Below are 20,354 nucleotides of genomic sequence, written 5' to 3'. Positions count from 1 at the left end.
TTAACATTCACCCTTTGCGAGCCATCCCGAGGTAGCCATGAAATTTGCCGAACTGCTGAGTGCCGTGCGTGAACATCCTCAGGCCGTGACCCTGCCTGCGGAGTGGGCCCAGGGCCGCGCCGGTTATGGCGGGCTGATGGCCGCGCTGCTGTTCGAGGCCCTGCAGGCCAAGGTGGGCAAAGGCCAGCCGGTGCGCTCGCTGGCGATTACCTTTGTGGCGCCGGCGCCACTGCTGGCGCCGATCAGCTTCCAGGTGGAGGTGCTGCGCGAGGGCAAGTCAGTGGTGACGCTGCTGGGCCGCGCGGTGGCCGAGGGTGGCACCGTCACCCTGATGCAGGCCAGCTTCGGCGCGCCGCGTGAGTCGATGATCGACGTGCCGGCCGAGCCTGCGGTGGCGCTCAAGCCGCTGGCTGAATCCACGCCATTGCCTTACATCCAGGGCGTGACCCCGGAATACATCCGTCATCTGGACTTGCGCTGGGGCATTGGTGGCTTGCCGTTCACCGGTACCCCGGGGCGGCAGATGGGCGGCTGGGTGCGCCTGCGCGACGAGCCGGGTGCCGAGCCGCTGACCGAAGCTCATCTGTTGGCCTTGGTGGATGCCTGGCCGCCGGCAGTGTTGCCGCACCTGAACAAGCCGGCGCCGGGCAGCAGCCTGAGCTGGACCATCGAATTTGTGCAGCCGCTGGCGCAGTTGACCACGCAGGACTGGTGCCGCTATTGCGCGACCATCGAGCATGCGCGCGATGGCTATGGGCATGCAGGGGCGATGTTGTGGACGGCGGAAGGGGAGTTGATGGCCATCAGTCGGCAGACGGTGACGGTGTTTGGTTAATCCGTGATACCGCGTCGCTGTCATCGCGACCAAGGTCGGCTCCTACGCCGTTCGTGTATAGGAGCCGATCTTGGTCGCGATAAGGACGACGCCGTCTTTACGCCTTGCGCAGCCGCAAACCGGCCATCACGCCGATCACCCCAACCGCCACCGGCGCAAAGCTTGCGCCCACCAGCCCCGACACAATCAGCACGCCACCCAGGGCAATCAGCGGCAAGCCGATCAGCTCACCCGTGTGGTCGGCGTTGTTCTGCCAGTGGAAGCTTGGTATGTGGGGCAGGTACTTGCTCATGATGCGCTCCTCGAATGCGTGTGTTGCTTGCGTAAGGTAAGCGTAGTGCGCGGCGAGGACGGGCGCGAATGAGGGTTGGCTATTGGCCTGATAGCTGTAGCCTGGCGGCAGCGGCTACGGGTTACAGGCGCAATTGGCCGATGGCGCGGTTCAGCTCGGTCGCCAAACTGGCCAGGTCAGTACTGGTGGTCGCCGACTCCACCGTCTGCTGCACGGTGTTCTCGGTCACATCACGAATGCTCACCACCGCCCGGTTCATTTCCTCAGCCACCTGACTTTGCTGCTCGGCCGCCACGGCGATCTGCGTGTTGCTTTCGCGCATCTGCGCCACCGCACCGGTGATCTGCGCCAGGGCGGCGCCAGCCTCGCGTGCTTGTTGCACGCAGTCGTCGGCCTTGAACGAGCTTTCCTGCATGAAGTCCACGGCGTCACGGGTACCCGCCTGCAAAGCGGTGACCATGGTGGTGATTTCGTCGGTGGAGGTCTGCACGCGCCTGGCCAGGTTGCGCACCTCGTCGGCGACCACCGCGAAGCCTCGCCCCATTTCCCCGGCGCGGGCGGCTTCGATGGCGGCGTTGAGGGCCAGCAGGTTGGTCTGTTCGGCGATGCTGTGGATCACCCCGACCACGCCGTTGATTTTCTGGCTGTCCTCGGCCAGGCGCTGGATCATTTCGGCGGTCTGCTGCACACCGCTGGACAGGCCCGCGATGGACACCTGCACGCGGTCCACCACTTGCTGGCCGCTGCCGGCCAGGGTGTCGGCGCTTTGCGACAGGTCGCGGGTGGCGCCGGCGTGCTGGGCGATGTGATGCACGGTGGCGGTCATTTCGTTGATGGCGGTGGCGGCCTGATCGGTCTCGCTTTGCTGGCCGAGCATGCCGTGGCGTACCTGGCCCATGCTGCTGGCCAAGCGCGCAGCGCCTTCGTCCAGCTGCGCGGCGGTGCGCGCCACGGTGCCCACCACGCGCTGGTAGCCGGCCTGCATGGCGTTGAAGGCCACGGCCATCTGGCCCACCTCATCGGCACCGGCCACGGGCACCCGGGCCGACAGGTCGCCGGTTTTCTCCACGTGCAGAATCACGTCCTTGAGGGCGTTGAGCTGGGTCAGCAGGAAGCGGATCAGCAGTTGCGAGGCGCCGAGCATGGCCAGCATCAGCACCAGCACCGCGCCGGCGTACTGGGCGAAACGCTCTTCCAGCACTTGGCCGAAGTCCGGGCCGATGGCACCGGGAGACAACGCCTGCAGGTCGGCCACGCGGCCCAGTTGCTCCAGGTGGATGGCGTACAGCACCAGCAGCAGGGTGGTGACGAAGGCGACCGCGTTCACGGCCCAGAATTTGTATTTGAGCGAGATGTTGCTAAGCCAGGTACCCATGGATGGAGGTCTTCTCTGAATTCGCGGAGCAATTAAGGCAAGGTGCCATCATTGTTCCAGAAGACCATTACATCAATGTTGATCTGGATCAAGCCGGCGTCGGCAGGCCGAAAAACGCACGCGCGCACGCGGTGGTGTGGGCGGCCAGGTCCTCGGGGCTTTCGCGGCGGTGGCGAGCCACCTCGTTGAGCACTTCGGGCAGGTAGGCCGGCTCGTTGCGACCGTTTTTCGGCTTGGGCCGCAGGGTACGCGGCAGCAGGTACGGCGCATCGCTTTCCAGCATCAGGCGGCCACGGGGGATGTTGCCGACCAGCGGGTGCAGGTGGGTGCCGCGGCGCTCGTCGCAGATCCAGCCGGTGATGCCGATGTGCAGGTCCATGTCCAGGTAGCTGAAAAGTGCCTTCTGCTCGCCGGTGAAGCAGTGCACCACGGCGGCGGGCAGGCGGTCGCGGAAGTCCTTGAGGATGTCCAGCAGGCGCACGCTGGCGTCGCGCTCGTGCAGGAACACCGGGCGCTGCAACTCCACGGCCAGGGCCAGGTGCTGCTCCAGCACTTTTTCCTGTTGCGGGCGGGGCGAGAAGTCGCGGTTGAAGTCCAGGCCGCATTCACCCACCGCGCGTACCCGCGGCTGGGCCAGCAAATCACGCAACTGACGTTCGGTATCGGCGGTCCAGTCGCTGGCGTGGTGGGGGTGGATGCCGGCGGTGGAGAACAACCGCGTGGCGCTCTCATCCCATTGTTCGCAAAGGCTTAATGACTGTTCGCTGCACGCAATATCGGTGCCGGTCAGCACCAGTTGGCAGACGTTCGCAGCGTAGGCGCGTTCCAGAACTGCCTGGTGTTTTGCGTCAAAGCTGGCGTTGGTCAGGTTGACGCCAATGTCGATGAGTTGCATGGTGTGCTACCTCGGGCCGCGGGCCGGACAGCATAACAGAGCGTGCGAAAGAAGATTAAAGCCAAGAACTTCAAGACGTTATCGTGGTCTCTTGAGGTCGAATCTGAGCCAGGCCGGAGAGCCGATGACGCGTCCCTCACTGTTGACCCTGTTGATGCTGATGTTGCTGGCGCCCCTGCCGGCCGTGGCGCGTGTGGCCGGGCCGCTGCAAGTGGTGCAGCCTGGCAAGGTTCGCGACCTGGCTGACATCCGCCACAGCCGCGTGTTGCGCGTGCTGGTCAACCAGAGCCGCAACAGCTCCGGCGAGGTGCAGGGCCAGGACATCGGCGTCGAGTACCACCGCTTGCGCGCCTTCGAGCGCTACCTCAATGGCCACGCCGATAACGGCCAGGCCATCCAGTTGAAAATCATCCCGCGGCCCAAGGAGCAATTGATCGGCGCCTTGCAGCGCGGCGATGGCGACCTGGTAGCGCCCGGCGAGCTGATTGACCTGCCGGCCACCGACCTGGTCAGCGCCAGCGACCCGATCATCAATGACGTGCCGTTGGTGCTGGTGGGCGCCCGTGGCGCGCGGCGTTATAGCCGCGTGGAGCAACTGGCCGGCAAGACGGTCATCCTGCCGGCGGGCAGCGCAGCGGGCGATGCCTTGCACGCCGCCAACCAGGTGTTGGCCCAACGCAAGCTGGCGCCGATCAAGATCGAATGGGCCGACCCCAGCCTGGGCGTGGAGGACGTGCTGGAGATGGTGCAGGCTGGCATCTACCCCATGACCGTCGTCGAGCGGCCCATTGCCCAGCGCTGGTCCAAGGTGATGCCCAAGCTGATGGTGCAGCAGGGCGTGCGCTTCAAGGCCTCGCAACAGCTGACCTGGTACGTGCGTCGCGATGCCTCGATGCTGCACGCCAGCATCGATCGTTTCCTCAAGACCTATCACGCGCCTGCCGATCAGGACGCCGCGTTCACCAAGGTGTACCGCCGCCTTTACCAGGTGCACAACCCGTTGGCGCGCAGCGACCGCCAGCGCCTGGAGAAGCTGCGTCCGGTGCTGCAGCGCTATGGCAGGGAGCAGGGTATCGACTGGCTGAACCTGGCGGCGCTGGCGTTCAAGGAATCGCAGCTCAACCCGTCGGTGAAAGGCAGTGGTGGTGCCACCGGCCTGCTGCAGATCACCCCTTCGGCCGCGCAGCGGGTGGGGGTGGGCAACATCCAGCAGTTGGACAATAACGTGCAGGCCGCTGCCCGCTACCTGGCCATGATCCGCAAAAAGTTCTTCGCCAGCAGCAAGCTCAACGAGCGTGAGCGCATGGCCTTTGTGCTGGCCGCTTACAACATCGGCCCTGAGCGCGTGCAAGCCATGCGCGCCGAGGCTCGCCGCCGTGGGCTGAACCCCAACCAGTGGTTCTTCCAGGTGGAGCGCGTGGCCATGGAGCAGGTGGGCATGGGGCCGGTGAGTTACGTCAATAGCGTGAACAAATACTACCTGGCGTATGACCGCGAGCGTGACAGCCTGGAGCCAGGCGGCCGGCGCATCGCCTCCAACCCCTGATTACCCCATTCCGTAGCCGCTGCCGCCAGGCTGCGCTGGCCTGTGTGAACCCTGGAGATCTAAAGGGAGGCATAGGGCCAGCGCAGCCTGGCGGCAGCGGCTACGGTTATGCATTTAATATCGATTAATTCGATTTGTGTAGTCGGTTTTTTGCGATTTTCTTATTTGATAGATTGATTAATATGGCGCCCATCAACTCCTACACAACACTTCTCGCAAGGAACACGCCATGAACGCTTCGATCAAACGCATCCTCTCCACCAACGCTGGCCTGGGCTTCACCGTGCTGCGCATTCTGGTCGGTATCATCTTCGTCGCCCACGGCGGCCAGAAACTCTTCGGCCTGTTCGGCGGCTACGGCCTGGAAGGCACCGGCCAGTGGATGGAAAGCATCGGCATCCACCCAGGCTACTGGATGGCCCTGCTGGCCGGTAGCGGCGAATTCTTCGGCGGCCTGGCCCTGGTCCTCGGCCTGCTGGTACGCCCCGCCTCGCTGGTGCTGATTGTGACCCTGATCGTCGCCATCCTCAGCGTGCATATCCACAACGGTCTGTTCATGGCCAACAACGGTTACGAGTTCGCCCTGGCACTGCTGGCCGGCACCATCGCCACCTTGCTGGAAGGCGCAGGCAAACTGTCCTTCGACCGCCTGATCAGCCGCGCTTGATACCACCTGTAGCCGCTGCCGCCAGGCTGCGCTGGCCCCTGTGAACCCTGGAGATCTCCAGTGGGGCATAGGGGCCAGCGCAGCCTGGCGGCAGCGGCTACAGGGCATAGCTGTCAATCAATGGCCTGAATACCCTCCCTATTGACCCTTCCACGCATTGCCCCCGCCGCCACGCTTGCGGACAATCCCCCAAGGATTCATCCACGAGCCACCGCCATGCCGCAGCCCATCTTCTTTGCCCACGCCAACGGCTTCCCGTCCGGAACCTACCGCAAACTCTTCGCCGAACTGGCCCCTGACTACGCGGTGAGCCACTTGCCCGTGCACGGCCACGACCCGCGCTTTCCGGTGTCGGACAACTGGCCGGCGCTAATTGCCGAGCTGGTGCACCACCTTGAGCAACAGAACGAGCCCGTGTGGGGCGTAGGTCATTCCTTTGGTGGCCTGCTGCACTTGTACGCCGCCTTGCAGCGTCCAGACTTGTACCGAGGCGTGGTGATGCTCGACTCGCCCGCGCTGACCCTGGCCGACCAGTGGCTGATTCGCGCGGCCAAACGTTTCGGCTTTATCGATCGATTGACCCCCGCCGGTCGTACATTGGGCCGCCGCGAGGCATTCCCCGACCGCGAGGCGGCACGGGCCTACTTCGCCGGCAAGTCGCTGTTCCGTGATTTCGATCCTGATTGCTTCGACGCGTACCTGGAACACGGCCTGCACGGCGATGAACTGGGCCTGCGCCTGCGCTTTGACCCGGCCACCGAAATCGACATCTACCGCAGCGTGCCCCATGTACGTCCGGCCAGCACCCGTCAGTTGCGCGTGCCGCTGGCACTGGTGCATGGCGCGGACAGCCGTGTGGTGCTGGCCCATCACGCGCGCAGTGTGCAGCGCCTGCGCCAGGGCGAAACCCACCGGGTGGCGGGCGGGCACATGTTCCCGTTGGAGCAGCCCATGGCCACGGCGCGGTTGCTCAAGGCTATTTTCAGCCGCTGGCAAGTGGCCCGGGGAGCCTGCGCATGAGCCATGAGGTAGAAGAGTTGCGCCTGGCCCTGCCGCACATCGAACTGGCCGCCCACGTGTTCGGCCCGGTCGACGGGCGCCCGGTGATTGCCCTGCATGGCTGGCTGGACAACGCCAACAGCTTCGCGCGGCTGGCGCCACAGTTGGAGGGTTTGCGCATTGTGGCGCTGGACATGGCCGGGCATGGCCTGTCGCAGCATCGGCCGGTGGGGGCGGGGTATTCGCTGTATGACTATGCCCACGACGTGCTGCAAGTGGCCGAGCAACTGGGCTGGCAGCGCTTTTCGTTGCTGGGGCATTCGCTGGGCGCCATTGTCTCGGTGGTGCTGGCGGGGGCGCTGCCCGAGCGGATCGAGCGCCTGGCCTTGATTGATGCGGTGCTGCCACCGGGCTCGCCGGGGCCCAGTACCGCCGAGCGTTTCGGCCAGGCATTGATGGAACAGGTAGCCTTGCCGGGCAAGCGCAAGTCGGTGTACGCCGACTTCGACCGCGGCGTGCAGGCGCGGATGAAGGGCATGGTAGCCGTCAGCCGCGACGCCGCCGAGCTGCTGGCCCAACGCGGCCTGATGCCGGTGCCGGGCGGCTACAGTTGGCGCAGCGACAGCCGCCTGACGCTGCCCACGCCCCTGCGCATGAGCGAGGAACAGGGCTGGTCCTTCGTGCAACGCATCGCTTGCCCGGCCCACTTGGTGGTGGCGCAGGACGGCATGCTGGCCAAGCACGCAGGGCTGCTTAACCAGCTACCCTTCAGCCATGAAACCTTGCCCGGTGGCCATCACCTGCACCTGAACGACAAGGAAGGCGCGGCGCTTGTAGCAAGCTGTTTCAATCGCTTCTTCGCCATGCCTTGACTTGCAGCGGGCAAGTGTCGAGGCTTGGCGGGCTCATCAAGGAGCCGGGTTGAACAGGGAAACAGCCATGAACCACCTCTACACCCACGCGGCGATCGCGCAATGAAGGCACGTCTAGCGTTGCTGCTGCTCACCTGGGGCACCGCCGTGATGGCGGCCGACCTGGCCAACGTGGCGTCCCCGACCGATGCCCAGGTGGTCGACCAGAAACCGGCCGCCGAAGCCGAACGCATCTACCCGCTGGGCTCGGTGCGCAAGATCAGCAACCAGCTGCGCATGGACGCCCAGGTCAGCGGCCGCGGCCAGGTCAGCTCGGTGACCTACGAGCTGGCGGCCGGCACCTCGGCCACCGAGGCCCTCAACGCCGCCCGCCAGGGCCTGCAGGATCAGGGCAGCCAGGTGCTGTTCTGGTGCGTGGCCCGTGATTGCGGCGAGTCGAGCCTGTGGGCCAACGACATCTTCGCCAACGCCAAGCTGGTAGGCGCCGATGAACAGCAAAGCGTCATCCTGCTGCGCCACGCCGAATCAGGCCAGGACACGCTGGTCGCGCTGTACGCCATCAACCGCGGCGGCCGCCGGGCCTACCTGCATGTGGAGCAATTCATCCCCGCCAGCCCATTGGGCAGTGTGTTGCCTACCCCGGCCACGCTGCTGCGTGAGCTGCGCAGCACCGGCCGCCTGGACTATCCGGACCTGGGTACGGCGCCGCCGCCCGCACCCTGGGTGGCATTGCTGGCGCGCAGCCTGAATCAGGACAGCACCTTGCGCGTGACCCTGGCTGGCCCCGCCGCCGAAGACTGGCGCCAGGCGCTGGTGGCCCAGGGCGTGCGGGCTGCGCGGCTGGAACTGGGTGATCCGGCCAAGTCTGGCCTGCACATCGATCTGATCCGCTAGGGAGTGGCCTGCGCTTGATACTCAACAATGATCGACTGCTGGTGCAGATCATCCTGCTGGTGCTGCTGGGCGCCTGCCTGTGGGTGCTGGCGCCGTTCATCTCGGCCCTGCTGTGGGGCGCGATCCTGGCGTATGCCAGCTGGCCGCTGATGCGTTTGCTGACGCGCTGGTTGCACGGGCGCGAAACCCTGGCCGCCAGCATCCTTACCCTGGGCTGGATTTTGCTGGTGATCCTGCCGCTGGTGTGGCTGGGTTTCAACCTGGCCGACCACATCCGTGACGCCATCGCTTTTGTCCGTGACGTGCAGGTCGATGGCCTGCCGGCAGCGCCCGACTGGCTGGCCGGGCTGCCGCTGGTGGGGCCACGGCTGGCCACGTGGTGGGACACCCTGGACCAGCAGGGGGCGGCGCTGATGACCAGCGTCAAACCGTACCTGGGGCAAGTCGGCAACTGGCTGCTGGCGCGCAGCGCGCAGATCGGCGGCGGCATCCTGGAGCTGACCCTGAGCCTGGTGTTCGTGTTTTTCTTCTACCGCGACGGCCCGCGCCTGGCGGCGTTCGTATTGCGCTTGCTGGAACGGTTGGTGGGCGAGCGCGCCGAGTATTACCTGGAGCTGGTGGCGGGCACGGTGCAGCGGGTGGTCAATGGTGTGATCGGTACGGCAGCGGCGCAGGCGGTGCTGGCGCTGATCGGCTTCCTGATTGCCGGCATCCCGGGGGCGTTGGTGCTGGGCATCGTCACCTTCCTGCTCAGCCTGATTCCCATGGGGCCGCCGCTGGCCTGGATACCGGCGACGGCGTGGCTGGTGTGGAAGGGCGAGTACGGCATGGCGGTGTTTCTGGGTATCTGGGGCACGTTCATCATCAGCGGCGTGGACAACGTACTCAAGCCCTACCTGATCAGCCGCGGCGGTGACCTGCCGCTGGTGATCGTCTTGCTGGGGGTGTTCGGCGGCCTGCTGGCCTTCGGTTTCATCGGCCTGTTCATCGGCCCGACGCTGTTGGCCATCGGCTATAGCCTGCTGCTGGACTGGACGCGCACCGCGCACGCGGCGCCCAAGGCCTGAGACGGGCAGTCTTGCGACTGCCCGCGGCGTAAAGGTCAGGCGGCTACGCTGAGCTGACTGCCTACGGTTTGTTGCACGTCGGTACCGTACTGCTTGGTCAGGGCGGCGATCATCTTGTTCAACGCCGCAGCGGTATCGCTGTCGGTGTTGCTCGATGTGCTGTCCTGGTTGCCCGACGACTGCAGGGCGGCGGCCAGTTCTTGCGCGCTGACGGTGCCATCCTGGTTGGTGTCCAGGTCGCTGAACACCTGGGCGGCGGTGCTGCTGCTGGATGACGAACTGCTCGACGACGAGCTGGTAGCGCTCAGGGCGCTGCTCAGTTCGGTCTCGCTGATGCTGCCGTCGTCGTCGCTGTCCAGGGCGGTGAATAGGTCATCGCTGGACACGCTGGCAGGCGGAGGTGGCGGTGGTGGCTGCATGGCTGCGGCCAGTTCGTCCTTGCTGACGCTGCCGTCGCCATCGGTGTCCAGCGCCGAGAACAGCTCGCTGCTGTCGTCGGTGGTGTCACCGGCGGCGGTCAGGGCGCTGCTCAGCTCATCGCTGCTGATCGAACCGCTGCCGTCGCTGTCGATGGCGCTGAGCAGGTCGTCGACCGCATCAGTGCTGGGTGCGCCGTCCTGAGTGGGCGGTGGTGGCGGTTGCAGGGCCGCCATCTCGTCCAGGGTCAGGCCGTCGTCGGAGTCGCTGTCCAGGCTGCTGAAATTCTTGCTCAGGCTGACCAGGATACCGCCGTCGTTGGTGGTGCCACTGCTCGAACTGTTGGAAATCGCCGTCTTCAGCTCATCGCTGCTGACCTCGCCGTTGCCGTCGGTGTCGAGGCTGGCGAACAGCTCTTCCTGGAACTTCTTGAGTTGCGCACTGCTGGTGGAACTGCTCGAGCTGGTGTAGCTCGAGTAAAGGCTGCTGCTTACGCCGCTTATTGATGTCATTGGGTGTGCTCCCCTGTTGTATGCCGGTTACAAACCACCGGCGTGTAAAGAATCTATCCAGGGGATGTCGAGAGTGTGTGGGGTTTGTAAGGGGTGGGACATGCGGGTGGGGGTTTATAGCGAAAGCGTAGATTCGTTTGGTGGGGTTATTGCGGGTGGTTGGGTGCATGCCATGAGATTTGCATCAAGGCCACCATCGAGCGCCGCCCGCGCGGCGCTTCGCGGGCAGAGCCCGCTCCCACGTTTGTTTCGGGCCAATTATGGCAGTGCCACCGACTCGTCCGCTTTGTTTGCCCGCTGCAGATCTGTGTTGGTACCACTAGGCGCACCACCAATCCACAGCGGGGCACGTTGCAACCAACGTGGGAGCGGGCTCTGCCCGCGAAGCGCCGCGCGGGCGGCGCGCGATCTCAAGAACGCCAAAAACCTCAAGGCAGGCACCTGTATGCCCCACCCAAATCCTCAGCGGGGAAGGCGGATGACGGCGGTCAGGCCACCGCCCGGGGTTTCTTCCAGGCTCAACTGGCCACCCAGACGCTGACACGCCTCACGCGCAATGGTCATCCCCAACCCAACCCCACCCGAGTTGCGATTGCGCGACCCTTCCAACCGAAAGAACGGCTCAAACACCGCCTCGCGCTTGTCGGCACTGATCCCGGGCCCGTGGTCAATCACCCGGATGGTCACCGAGTCGCGCGTATCCTGAATATCCACCAACGTAGCCCCGCCATAACGCAAGGCATTGTCCATCAGGTTACTGATGCAGGAGCGCAACGCCATCGGCTGCACCTGCAACGGCGCACAGGTGCCTTCGGCGCGGATCGCTGCGCCATGGTCCTGGGCGTTTTCGACCAGCGATTCCACCAACGCTTGCAGGTCATACCATTGCAGGGCTTCGCTGGTGCGCTGTTCGTGCAGGTAGGTCAGGGTGGCGTCGAGCATGCCGATCATGTCGTCCAGGTCCTGGCGCATCTGGCCCTGCAGCTTCTCGTTGTCGATCTGCTCCAGGCGCAGCTTGAGGCGCGACAGCGGGGTGCGCAGGTCGTGGGACACGGCGCCGAGCATGCGCGCGCGTTGCTGCACCTGCTCGCGGATACGCTGCTGCATGCGGTTGAAGGTGTGCGCTACCTGGCGAGCTTCCAGCGGGCCGGTCTCTTCCAGGGGCGGGGCGTCGAGGTTTTCGCTCAGCCGCTCGGCGGCTTCACTGAAGCGCCGGATCGGCCGCGACAGGGCCTTGGCGCCGAACCAGGCAGCCACCACCAGGGTGATCAGCTGGAACATCAGCGGCACCACCGGTCCGCCGAACAACGGCGGCGGGGGACGATGCTCTTCGTCCTGCAGTTCCCGGGCGCCGAACTGCGCCAGGGCTTCAGGTGAAGGGTGGGGGCCTAGCTCGGCACGGCGTTCTTCCATGCGTTCGCGATGCGGCGGCGGTGGGAAGCCGTACTGCTGGAACCACAGGAAGGCCAGCAGGTGGGCGAAGATGATGGCAATCAATGACACGCCGAACAGGCGGGCGAACAGCGTATCAGGGCTGCGCATCAACCAATGTCTCTCGCATCGAACAGGTAGCCTTCGCCACGCACGGTCTTGATCAGTTGCGGCGCTTTAGGGTCATCGCCCAGCTTCTGGCGCAGGCGCGATACCAGCAGGTCGATGCTGCGGTCGAACGCTTCGATGGAGCGGCCGCGGGCGGCGTCCAGCAGTTGTTCGCGGCTGAGCACGCGGCGCGGGCGCTCCAGGAATACCCACAGCAGGCGGAATTCGGCGTTGGACAGCGGCACCACCAGGCCATCGGAGGAGATCAGCTGACGCAGCACGCTGTTCAGGCGCCAGTTGTCGAAACGCACGTTGGCGCGCTGCTCGGTGCGGTCATCGCGCACGCGGCGCAGGATGGTCTGGATGCGTGCAACCAGTTCGCGCGGCTCGAACGGCTTGGCCATGTAGTCGTCGGCGCCCAGTTCCAGGCCGATGATACGGTCGGTAGGCTCGCAACGCGCAGTCAGCATCAGGATCGGGATGTCGGATTCGGCACGCAGCCAGCGGCACAGCGACAGGCCGTCTTCGCCCGGCAGCATCAGGTCCAGCACCACCACGTCGAAGTTTTCTTCCAGCAGCGCCTGGCGCATGCCTTCCCCGTCGCTGACGCCCAGCGCCAGAATCCCGAAGCGTGCCAGGTAATCGATCAGCAGTTCGCGAATCGGCACATCGTCATCCACGATCAGGGCACGGGTGTTCCAGCGTTTGTCATCGTCGCCGACGAGGGTCTTGCTGGCATCGCTGAGGGGGAGCGGGGTGTTCTGCATGCTTGCGTTCATCTGCCTGGTATTGCTGCCAGCCGCGGCGTGGGGGCCGCGTCGTTACCACCAAGGGTAAGCGTTCGCCCGGCGGGCTGGAAGTCATGTTCGGATTGGGAGCGGCGAGCGAGGGTCACTCGTGGGCGTGTCGCTGGCATGTCTGGAATGTATCAAGCCCGATACAATTGGCTACCTGCTTCCCGTTATCGATGTGGCGATGGCTCTGCATCGGCATTCTTTACGAAAACTTTATAGCTGTCTGCGGCCATTAGTCTCGTTCCTTTACGGCCTTGTTTCCGACAATACCGACCAACGGCGTAGCATTGGCTGCCCTGCGGATCTGCAGCGGGCTTGAGGGCCAGCGCAGCCTGGCGGCAGCGGCTACGGGCATTGGTAGCCGCTGCCGCCAGGCTGCGCTGGCCCCAGAGTTCACTGGAGATGCCCAGCGAGGTCAAGCCGCTACTGGTTCATTGAGGAGAAAGGCCATGAACGTTCTGGATGGGGTGGCACTGCTGCTGGCGGCAGGCCTGTTTGTGTATCTCACTGTGGCGCTGCTGCGCGCCGATCGCAATTAGGAGCCGCCATGCACAGCTATGACTACGGGCTGCTGTTGGCCTTCTTCGCCCTGGTGCTGATCCCGGCACCGCTGCTGGGCCGTTTCTACTACAAGGTCATGGAAGGCCAGCGCACCTGGCTCAGCCCCGTGCTGGGCCCGGTGGAGCGCGGCTGTTATCGCCTGTCCGGGGTGGACCCGGCGCAGGAGCAAAGCTGGCAACGCTACACCCTGGCTATGCTGGCCTTCAACCTGGCCGGCTTCGTGCTGCTGATGGGCGTGCTGCTGTTTCAGCAGTACCTGCCGGCCAACCCGCAACACCTGCCTGGCATGGAATGGACCCTGGCCTTTAATACGGCGGTGAGTTTCGTCACCAACACCAACTGGCAGGCCTACAGCGGCGAGGCGTCGCTGAGCTACTTCAGCCAGATGGTCGGCCTGACCGTGCAGAACTTCGTCAGCGCCGCTACCGGCCTGGCCGTGCTGGTGGCGCTGTGCCGCGGCATCGGCCGGCGTTCGGCGCGTACCCTGGGCAACTTCTGGGTCGACATGACCCGGGCCACCCTCTATGGCCTGCTGCCGTTGTGCCTGCTGCTGGCGCTGATGCTGGTGTGGCAGGGCGTACCGCAGACCTTCATGCACTACGTCGACGCGTTGACCGTGCAGGGCGCCGACCAGGTGATCCCACTGGGCCCGGCAGCCAGCCAGATCGCCATCAAGCAGTTGGGCACCAACGGCGGCGGCTTCTTCGGCGTCAACTCCGCGCACCCGTTCGAGAACCCCACCGCGCTGAGTAACCTGCTGGAAGTGGTGTCGATCATCCTGATCCCGGTGGCGCTGGTGTTCACCTTCGGCCATTACGTGAAGGACATGCGCCAGAGCCGGGCGATCATCGCCTGCATGTTCGCCCTGTTCCTGATCGGTGGCGGCGTGGCCCTCTACAGCGAGTTCCAGGCCAACCCGGCGTTGCAGAACGGCCAGGTCGAGCAGACTGCGCCGATGGAAGGCAAGGAAGCACGCTTCGGCACCACCGCCACGGCGCTGTGGGCGGTGACCACCACGGCCGCCTCCAACGGCTCGGTCAACGCCATGCATGACAGCCTCAACCCGCTGACCGGCATGGTGGCGCTGGTGAACATGATGGTCGGCGAGGTGATCTTCGGCGGCGTCGGCGCGGGGCTCTACGGCATGTTGCTCAACGTGCTGACGGCGGTGTTCCTGGCCGGGCTGATGATTGGCCGTACGCCGGAGTACCTGGGCAAGAAAATCCAGGCCACCGAGGTGAAGCTGCTGGTGGTGACCCTGCTGGTGATGCCGATTGGCGTGCTGGTATTGGGCGCCATCGCCGCCAGCCTCGCCGGGCCTGCCTCGGCGGTCAGCAACCCTGGCCCCCACGGCTTCAGCCAACTGCTGTACGCCTACACCTCGGCCAGCGCCAACAATGGCTCGGCGTTCGGCGGCTTCAGCGCCAACACCGCGTTCCACAACCTGATGCTGGGCCTGGGCATGTTGATCGGCCGCTTCGGTTACATCCTGCCGATCCTAGCGCTGGCCGGCAGCCTGGCGATGAAAAAGTCGGCACCGGTGGGCGGCAATAGCTTTCCCACCCACGGCCCGCTGTTCGTCACGCTGCTGACGGTGACCATCCTGCTGGTGGGCGGCTTGACCTTCCTGCCGACCCTGGCCCTGGGGCCGATTGCCGAACAACTGAGTCTGGGTTTCTGAGGACACGACCATGAACATGCCAATTCCTTTAGCTAAACCTGCGGCCACCACTACCCAGAAAACCGCGTTCGCCGCCCTGTGGCGCCCGGCGCTGGTGCAGGCGTTCGTCAAGCTCGACCCGCGCCAGTTGCAACGCGCCCCGGTGATGCTGGTGGTGGAACTGACCGCCATCCTCACCACGGTGCTGTGTTTCGTGCCCGAGGCGGGGGTGAGCACTGCGGTGGCGGTGCAGATCGCCCTGTGGCTGTGGTTCACCGTGCTGTTCGCCAACTTCGCCGAAGCCTTGGCCGAGGGCCGTGGCAAGGCCCGCGCCGACAGCCTCAAGGCTGGCAGCCAAGGCCTGACGGCGCGCCGTCGCGACGCCGGCGGGCAGTTCCAGAACGTGGCCGCCAGCAGCTTGCGCAAGGGCGATGTGGTGCGCGTCGAAGCCGGCGAGATGATCCCCGGGGACGGCGAGGTCATCGAGGGCATCGCCGCGGTCAACGAAGCGGCCATCACCGGTGAATCCGCACCCGTGATTCGTGAGTCCGGCGGCGACCGCTCCGCCGTCACCGGCAACACCCGGCTGGTGTCCGACTGGCTGCTGGTGAAAATCACCGCCAACCCCGGCGAGTCGACCCTGGACCGCATGATCGCCTTGGTGGAGGGCGCCAAACGCCAGAAAACCCCCAACGAGATCGCCCTCGACATCCTGCTGATCGGCCTGACCCTGATCTTCCTGCTGGTGGTGGTCACCCTGCAGCCCTTCGCCCACTTCGCCAACGGCAGCCTGCCGCTGGTGTTTCTGGTGGCGCTGCTGGTGACCCTGATCCCCACCACCATCGGTGGCCTGCTGTCGGCCATCGGCATCGCCGGCATGGACCGCCTGGTGCGTCTGAACGTGATCGCCAAGTCTGGCCGCGCCGTGGAGGCGGCCGGTGACGTGCACGTGTTGCTGCTGGACAAGACCGGCACCATCACCTTCGGCAACCGTCGCTGCACCGCGCTGTACGCGGCCCCCGGCGTCACCGCCAAGGAGCTGGCCGAAGGCGCATTGCTGGCCTCGCTGGCCGACGACACCGCCGAAGGCAAGTCCATCGTCGAGTTCCTGCGCCAGTTGCACAGCCTGCCCGAGCCCGCCGCCAGCGAATTGGTGGCCGTGCCCTTCAGCGCTGAAACGCGCCTGAGCGGTGTCGACCATGGCGGGCGCATTTACCGCAAGGGCGCCGTGGATTCGCTGCTGGCCTTCGTCGGCATGCAACGCCTGGAAATGCCACCCGTGCTGGCCCGCGAAGTGGACAAGATCGCCCAGAGCGGCGGCACCCCGCTGCTGGTGTGCCGCGACCAGCGCCTGCTGGGCGCCATCCACCTCAAGGACGTGGTCAAGCCCGGCATTCGCGAGCGCTTCGATGAACTGCGCAAACTGGGCATCCGCACCGTGATGGTCACCGGCGACAACCCGCTGACTGCTGCCGCCATCGCCGCCGAGGCCGGTGTCGACGACGTGCTGGCCGAAGCCACCCCGGAAAAGAAACTGGCACGCATCCGCCAGGAGCAGGACGACGGCCGCCTGGTGGCCATGTGCGGGGACGGCGCCAACGACGCCCCCGCCCTGGCCCAGGCCGACGTGGGCATGGCCATGAACGACGGTACCCAGGCGGCGCGCGAGGCGGCCAACATGGTCGACCTGGACAGCGACCCTACCAAGCTGCTGGACGTGGTGCAGATCGGCAAGGAGCTGCTGGTGACCCGTGGTGCGCTGACCACCTTCTCCATTGCCAACGACGTGGCCAAGTATTTCGCCATCCTGCCGGCACTGTTCGCCGCCATCTATCCGCAGTTGGGGGTGTTGAACGTGATGCACCTGGCCAGCCCGCAAAGCGCGATCCTCTCGGCGATCGTGTTCAACGCGCTGATCATTGTGGTGCTGATCCCGCTGGCGTTGCGTGGCGTACGGGTGCAGGCGGCCAGTGCTGCCCATCTGCTGCGCCGCAACCTGTTGATCTATGGCCTGGGCGGCATTGTGGTGCCCTTTGTCGGCATCAAGCTGATCGATGTACTGCTGACCTCCCTGCACCTGGTATGAGGAATTGATGATGTCGACTTATTTGCGTCCAGCCGTGAGCTTGCTGGTAGTGATGACCCTGATCACCGGGGTGGCCTACCCGCTGGCGGTGACGGCGGTGGCCCAGGTGGCCTTTCCCGAGCAGGCCAATGGCAGCCTGGTGCGTGACGAGGGTGGCAAGGTGCGCGGTTCCAGCCTGATCGCGCAGAATTTCACGGGTGACGCGTGGTTCCATCCACGGCCGTCGGCGGGGGACTTTGCCACGGTGTCCAGCAGCGCCAGCAACCTGGCGCCCAGCAACCCGGCGTTGGCCAGCCGCATCAAGGACGATGCTGCCAAGCTGTACGTGGACGGGCAGGGGCCGGTGCCGCTGGCGCTGCTGACCACCTCGGGCAGCGGGCTGGACCCGCACTTGCCGCCCGCGGCGGCTTACTATCAGGTGACGCGGGTGGCCCAGGCGCGGCAGTTGCCGGTTGCCGCTGTGCAGCAACTGGTGGCCGAGCACACTGAGCGCTCGCTGTTCGGGCCGCCGGTGGTCAATGTGCTGGCTTTGAACCTGGCGCTGGATCGGCTACCTTCAGCGCATTGATCGCCCGCCCCCCTGCGGCGCCTGCATCGCGGCCAAGGCCGGCTCCTACACGGACGGCGTAGGAGCCGACCTTGGTCGCGATACAGTCGCCGCAGATCTCAACCTCTCACGAGTACCTGTCATGAGCGATGCCTTGCGCGCCGACGCGCTGCTGGCCCAACTCCCCCGCGAAGGCCGCGGCCGCCTGAAGGTGTTCCTCGGCGCCGCCCCCGGCGTGGGCAAGACCTACGCCATGCTGCAAGCCGCCCACGCCCAGTTGCGCCAAGGCGTGCGGGTGGTTGCCGGCGTGGTGGAAACCCACGGCCGCGCCGAAACCGAAGCCCTGCTGGGCGGCCTGGTGCAACAGGCCTTGGTGCGCTGCCAGTACCGGGGCGTCACCCTGGAGGAGATGGACCTCGACGGCCTGCTGCACGCCGCCCCGCAACTGGTGCTGGTGGACGAACTGGCCCACAGCAACGCCCCCGGCAGCCGCCACGCCAAGCGTTGGCAGGATATTCAGGAACTGGTGTCGGCCGGTATCGATGTGTACACCACGGTCAACGTCCAGCACCTGGAAAGCCTCAACGACCAGGTGCTGGACATCACCGGCGTGCAGGTGCGCGAAACCCTGCCCGACTGGGTGCTGCAGGAAGCCGACGAACTGGTGCTGATCGACCTGCCGCCGCGCGAACTGCTGGAGCGCCTGCGCGATGGCAAGGTGTACGTGCCGGAGCAGGCGCGGGCGGCCATCGAAGCGTTCTTCACCCAGACCAACCTCAACGCCTTGCGCGAACTGGCCATGCAGACCGCGGCCGCGCAGGTCGACGCCGACCTGGCCCAGGGTTACCGGCGCATGGGCCAGGCAGCCCCGGCGCTGCGCGGTCGGCTGCTGGTGGGCATCGATGGCGATGCCCAGGCTGAGCGCCTGGTGCGTCACGCCAGCCGCGTGGCGCAGCGCCGCCATCTGCCGTGGAGCGTGGTGCACGTGGACACCGGCAGGGCTCGTGACGAGGGCAGCCGCCAACATTTGCAGAACGCCCAGCAACTGGCCGAGCGCCTGGGTGGCGAGGTGGTGGTGCTGCGCGCAGGCGAGGTGGCGAAGACCCTGATCCAGCACGCCGCCGAGCGTCGCGCCAGCCTGGTGCTGGTGGGCCAGTCGCGGGCGCTGTGGTACCGGCGCTGGCTGGGCGGTGGCCTGGGCCCGCGTTTGCTGCGCGACACCCATGGCCTGGAAATCAATGTGCTGGACCGCGACGAAGCACGGCCGTTGCCCCGCGCCCACGGCAGCGATGAATGGGTGTGGTTCGACTACCTGCTGGCGCTGTTCGCCACCATCGCCGCCAGCGGCCTGGCCTCGGCGGTGGCCAGCGTGCTGGCGTTGCCCAATATCTCGCTGGTGTTCCTGGCGGCCGTGCTGCTGGTGGCGGTGCGCAGCAGCCTGGGGCCGGCGCTGGTGTGTGCGGCGCTGTCGTTCCTGGCCTATGACTTCCTGTTCATCCCACCGACTTTTTCGCTGACCATCTACCGCGAGGAGGACGTGCTGACCCTGCTGTTCTTCCTGTTGATGGCGGCCCTGACCGGCAACCTGGCCGCCCGCCAGCGCCGTCAGTTGCAGGCCTTGCGCGACACCCAGGAAGAGACCAGCGAACTGCTCGATCTGTCGCGCAAGCTCACCGCCGCCACCGACCGCCAGGCCGTGCTCAGTGCGGCCGCCCAGCACTTGCACGGCTGGCGCGAGTTGCAGGTGTGTGTCCTGGAGCGTGACGGCGAGTTGGGCTGGAAAGACCCCGGCGGCCATCCGGCGGCCCTGAGCGATACCGAACGGGCGGCCGCCGATTGGGCCTGGCAGCATGACCAGCCCGCTGGCATGGGCACCGGCACCTTGCCGTCGGGGCGCTGGTGGTGGTTGCCGGTGTCCATGCAGGACGGGCCGCTGGCCATGCTCGGTGCTCGCGATCGCGAGGGGCGAACCTTGAGCCCCCAGCGCCGCCGCTTGCTGGCCGCCCTCAGCCAGCCCTTGGCCCAGGCGCTGGCGCGGGCGCAATTGGCCCAGGACCTGGAGGCCGCGCGCCTGCACGGCGAAACCGAGCAGCTGCGCAGCGCCTTGCTGGCGTCGGTGTCCCATGACCTGCGCACGCCGCTGACGGCCATGCGCGGCAGTATCGACAGCCTGCTGGCCTTGGGTGAGGCCATCCCCCGGGCCGACCGCCAGGAATTGCTGGAAGGGACCCGCGATGAAGCCGAACGCCTGGACCGCTACATCCAGAACCTGCTGGACATGACCCGTCTGGGCCATGGTGCGTTGAAGCTGGCGCGTGATTGGGTGGCGCCGGCCGACATCGTCGGCAGCGCCCTGAACCGCCTGCGGGCGGTGCTGGCGCCATTGCAGGTGGTGGTGGAGGTGCCGACACCGTTGCCCTTGCTGTATGTACACGCCGCGCTGATCGAACAGGCACTGGTCAACGTGCTGGAAAACGCTGCTCGCTTTTCGCCGCCGTATGGCCGGTTACTGATCGCCGCAGCCGTCGACGGTGAGGAACTGAGTTTTTCGGTCAGCGATCAAGGCCCCGGCATCCCGCCAGCCGAGCGCGAGAAAATCTTCGACATGTTCTACACCGCCGCCCGTGGCGACCGGGGCGGGCAGGGCACCGGCCTGGGCCTGGCGATCTGCCAGGGCATGATCGGCGCCCACGGCGGCCGTATCCTGGTGGGTGAAGGCCTGGATGGTCAGGGCACCTGCATCACTCTATGCTTGCCGGTGCACACCCAACCTGGCCTGGAAAGTGAAGCCTGAAC

At 65.9% G+C, this 20,354-nt stretch carries 18 protein-coding genes; 12 read left to right on the top strand and 6 right to left on the bottom strand.

Annotated features, from left to right (window positions below; genetic code table 11):
• The first annotated feature begins 37 nt into the window (after positions 1-37).
• Positions 38-835 carry an acyl-CoA thioesterase gene (locus tag ACZ9GA_RS19655; protein ID WP_457361133.1) on the top strand — a complete coding sequence of 266 codons (798 nt, stop codon included), beginning with the start codon at positions 38-40 and terminating at the stop codon, positions 833-835.
• Positions 836-932: 97 nt separating this feature from the next.
• On the opposite strand, the gene ACZ9GA_RS19650 is transcribed toward ACZ9GA_RS19655, so the two are convergent.
• From ACZ9GA_RS19650 to ACZ9GA_RS19640, 3 genes are all read right to left on the bottom strand, one after another.
• The gene (locus ACZ9GA_RS19650; protein WP_457361134.1) at positions 933-1,127 is read right to left on the bottom strand and encodes a terminase; all 195 of its coding nucleotides are present in this window, start codon (positions 1,125-1,127) and stop codon (positions 933-935) included.
• A gap of 121 nt (positions 1,128-1,248) precedes the next feature.
• Entirely contained in the window at positions 1,249-2,502 is a 1,254-nt protein-coding gene (locus tag ACZ9GA_RS19645; RefSeq protein ID WP_457361135.1) for a methyl-accepting chemotaxis protein, read from the bottom strand.
• Positions 2,503-2,590: 88 nt separating this feature from the next.
• On the bottom strand, positions 2,591-3,397 hold the full coding sequence (locus ACZ9GA_RS19640; RefSeq protein WP_457361136.1) for a TatD family hydrolase: 807 nt from the start codon (positions 3,395-3,397) through the stop codon (positions 2,591-2,593).
• 124 nt (positions 3,398-3,521) lie between these two features.
• Here ACZ9GA_RS19640 and ACZ9GA_RS19635 point away from each other — a divergent pair, with 124 nt between their 5' ends.
• From ACZ9GA_RS19635 to ACZ9GA_RS19610, 6 genes are all read left to right on the top strand, one after another.
• Positions 3,522-4,943: an MltF family protein gene (locus ACZ9GA_RS19635; RefSeq protein WP_457361137.1), complete on the top strand. Its 1,422-nt coding sequence runs from the start codon at positions 3,522-3,524 to the stop codon at positions 4,941-4,943.
• A 229-nt stretch (positions 4,944-5,172) separates the two neighbouring features.
• Positions 5,173-5,610, top strand: coding sequence for a DoxX family protein (locus tag ACZ9GA_RS19630; protein WP_027978591.1), 438 nt, complete (start codon positions 5,173-5,175; stop codon positions 5,608-5,610).
• Between the two features lie 216 nt (positions 5,611-5,826).
• Positions 5,827-6,630 (top strand): alpha/beta fold hydrolase, encoded by an 804-nt coding sequence (locus ACZ9GA_RS19625; RefSeq protein WP_457361138.1) that lies wholly within the window; start codon positions 5,827-5,829, stop codon positions 6,628-6,630.
• Positions 6,627-7,481, top strand: a complete 855-nt coding sequence (locus ACZ9GA_RS19620) for an alpha/beta hydrolase (protein ID WP_457361139.1) — start codon at positions 6,627-6,629, stop codon at positions 7,479-7,481. The genes ACZ9GA_RS19625 and ACZ9GA_RS19620 overlap by 4 nt, the downstream gene beginning before the upstream one ends.
• Positions 7,482-7,583: 102 nt before the next feature.
• Entirely contained in the window at positions 7,584-8,375 is a 792-nt protein-coding gene (locus ACZ9GA_RS19615) for a DUF4892 domain-containing protein (RefSeq protein ID WP_457361140.1), read from the top strand.
• A 17-nt stretch (positions 8,376-8,392) separates the two neighbouring features.
• Complete coding sequence (locus ACZ9GA_RS19610) at positions 8,393-9,442, top strand: AI-2E family transporter (RefSeq protein WP_457363688.1); 1,050 nt, start codon at positions 8,393-8,395, stop codon at positions 9,440-9,442.
• 35 nt (positions 9,443-9,477) lie between these two features.
• Here ACZ9GA_RS19610 and xopAW read toward each other — a convergent pair whose 3' ends face one another.
• The 3 genes from xopAW to ACZ9GA_RS19595 all read right to left on the bottom strand — a co-directional run bounded on the left by xopAW (position 9,478) and on the right by ACZ9GA_RS19595 (position 12,677).
• Positions 9,478-10,371 (bottom strand): XopAW family type III secretion system calcium-binding effector, encoded by an 894-nt coding sequence (gene xopAW, locus ACZ9GA_RS19605; RefSeq protein WP_457361141.1) that lies wholly within the window; start codon positions 10,369-10,371, stop codon positions 9,478-9,480.
• 462 nt (positions 10,372-10,833) lie between these two features.
• The gene (locus ACZ9GA_RS19600; protein ID WP_457361142.1) at positions 10,834-11,913 is read right to left on the bottom strand and encodes a sensor histidine kinase; all 1,080 of its coding nucleotides are present in this window, start codon (positions 11,911-11,913) and stop codon (positions 10,834-10,836) included.
• The gene (locus ACZ9GA_RS19595) at positions 11,913-12,677 is read right to left on the bottom strand and encodes a response regulator (protein ID WP_027978584.1); all 765 of its coding nucleotides are present in this window, start codon (positions 12,675-12,677) and stop codon (positions 11,913-11,915) included. The genes ACZ9GA_RS19600 and ACZ9GA_RS19595 overlap by 1 nt, the downstream gene beginning before the upstream one ends.
• A gap of 476 nt (positions 12,678-13,153) precedes the next feature.
• On the opposite strand from ACZ9GA_RS19595, the gene kdpF reads away from it, so the two are divergent.
• From kdpF to ACZ9GA_RS19570, 5 genes are all read left to right on the top strand, one after another.
• Positions 13,154-13,243 (top strand): K(+)-transporting ATPase subunit F, encoded by a 90-nt coding sequence (gene kdpF / locus ACZ9GA_RS19590; RefSeq protein WP_043301264.1) that lies wholly within the window; start codon positions 13,154-13,156, stop codon positions 13,241-13,243.
• A gap of 8 nt (positions 13,244-13,251) precedes the next feature.
• Positions 13,252-14,946, top strand: coding sequence for a potassium-transporting ATPase subunit KdpA (gene kdpA / locus ACZ9GA_RS19585; protein WP_457361143.1), 1,695 nt, complete (start codon positions 13,252-13,254; stop codon positions 14,944-14,946).
• A gap of 10 nt (positions 14,947-14,956) precedes the next feature.
• Positions 14,957-17,011: a potassium-transporting ATPase subunit KdpB gene (gene kdpB / locus ACZ9GA_RS19580; RefSeq protein ID WP_457361144.1), complete on the top strand. Its 2,055-nt coding sequence runs from the start codon at positions 14,957-14,959 to the stop codon at positions 17,009-17,011.
• 10 nt (positions 17,012-17,021) lie between these two features.
• A complete protein-coding gene (kdpC, locus tag ACZ9GA_RS19575) occupies positions 17,022-17,579 on the top strand; it encodes a potassium-transporting ATPase subunit KdpC (RefSeq protein WP_457361145.1) in 558 nt (185 codons plus the stop codon).
• Positions 17,580-17,700: 121 nt separating this feature from the next.
• The gene (locus tag ACZ9GA_RS19570; protein ID WP_457361146.1) at positions 17,701-20,352 is read left to right on the top strand and encodes a DUF4118 domain-containing protein; all 2,652 of its coding nucleotides are present in this window, start codon (positions 17,701-17,703) and stop codon (positions 20,350-20,352) included.
• The last annotated feature ends 2 nt before the right edge of the window (positions 20,353-20,354 follow it).

Source organism: Pseudomonas sp. TE3644 (genome assembly GCF_056278815.1).
The sequence above is the reverse complement of the archived record's forward strand: the minus strand, read 5'-3'. Positions and strand labels throughout refer to the sequence as shown.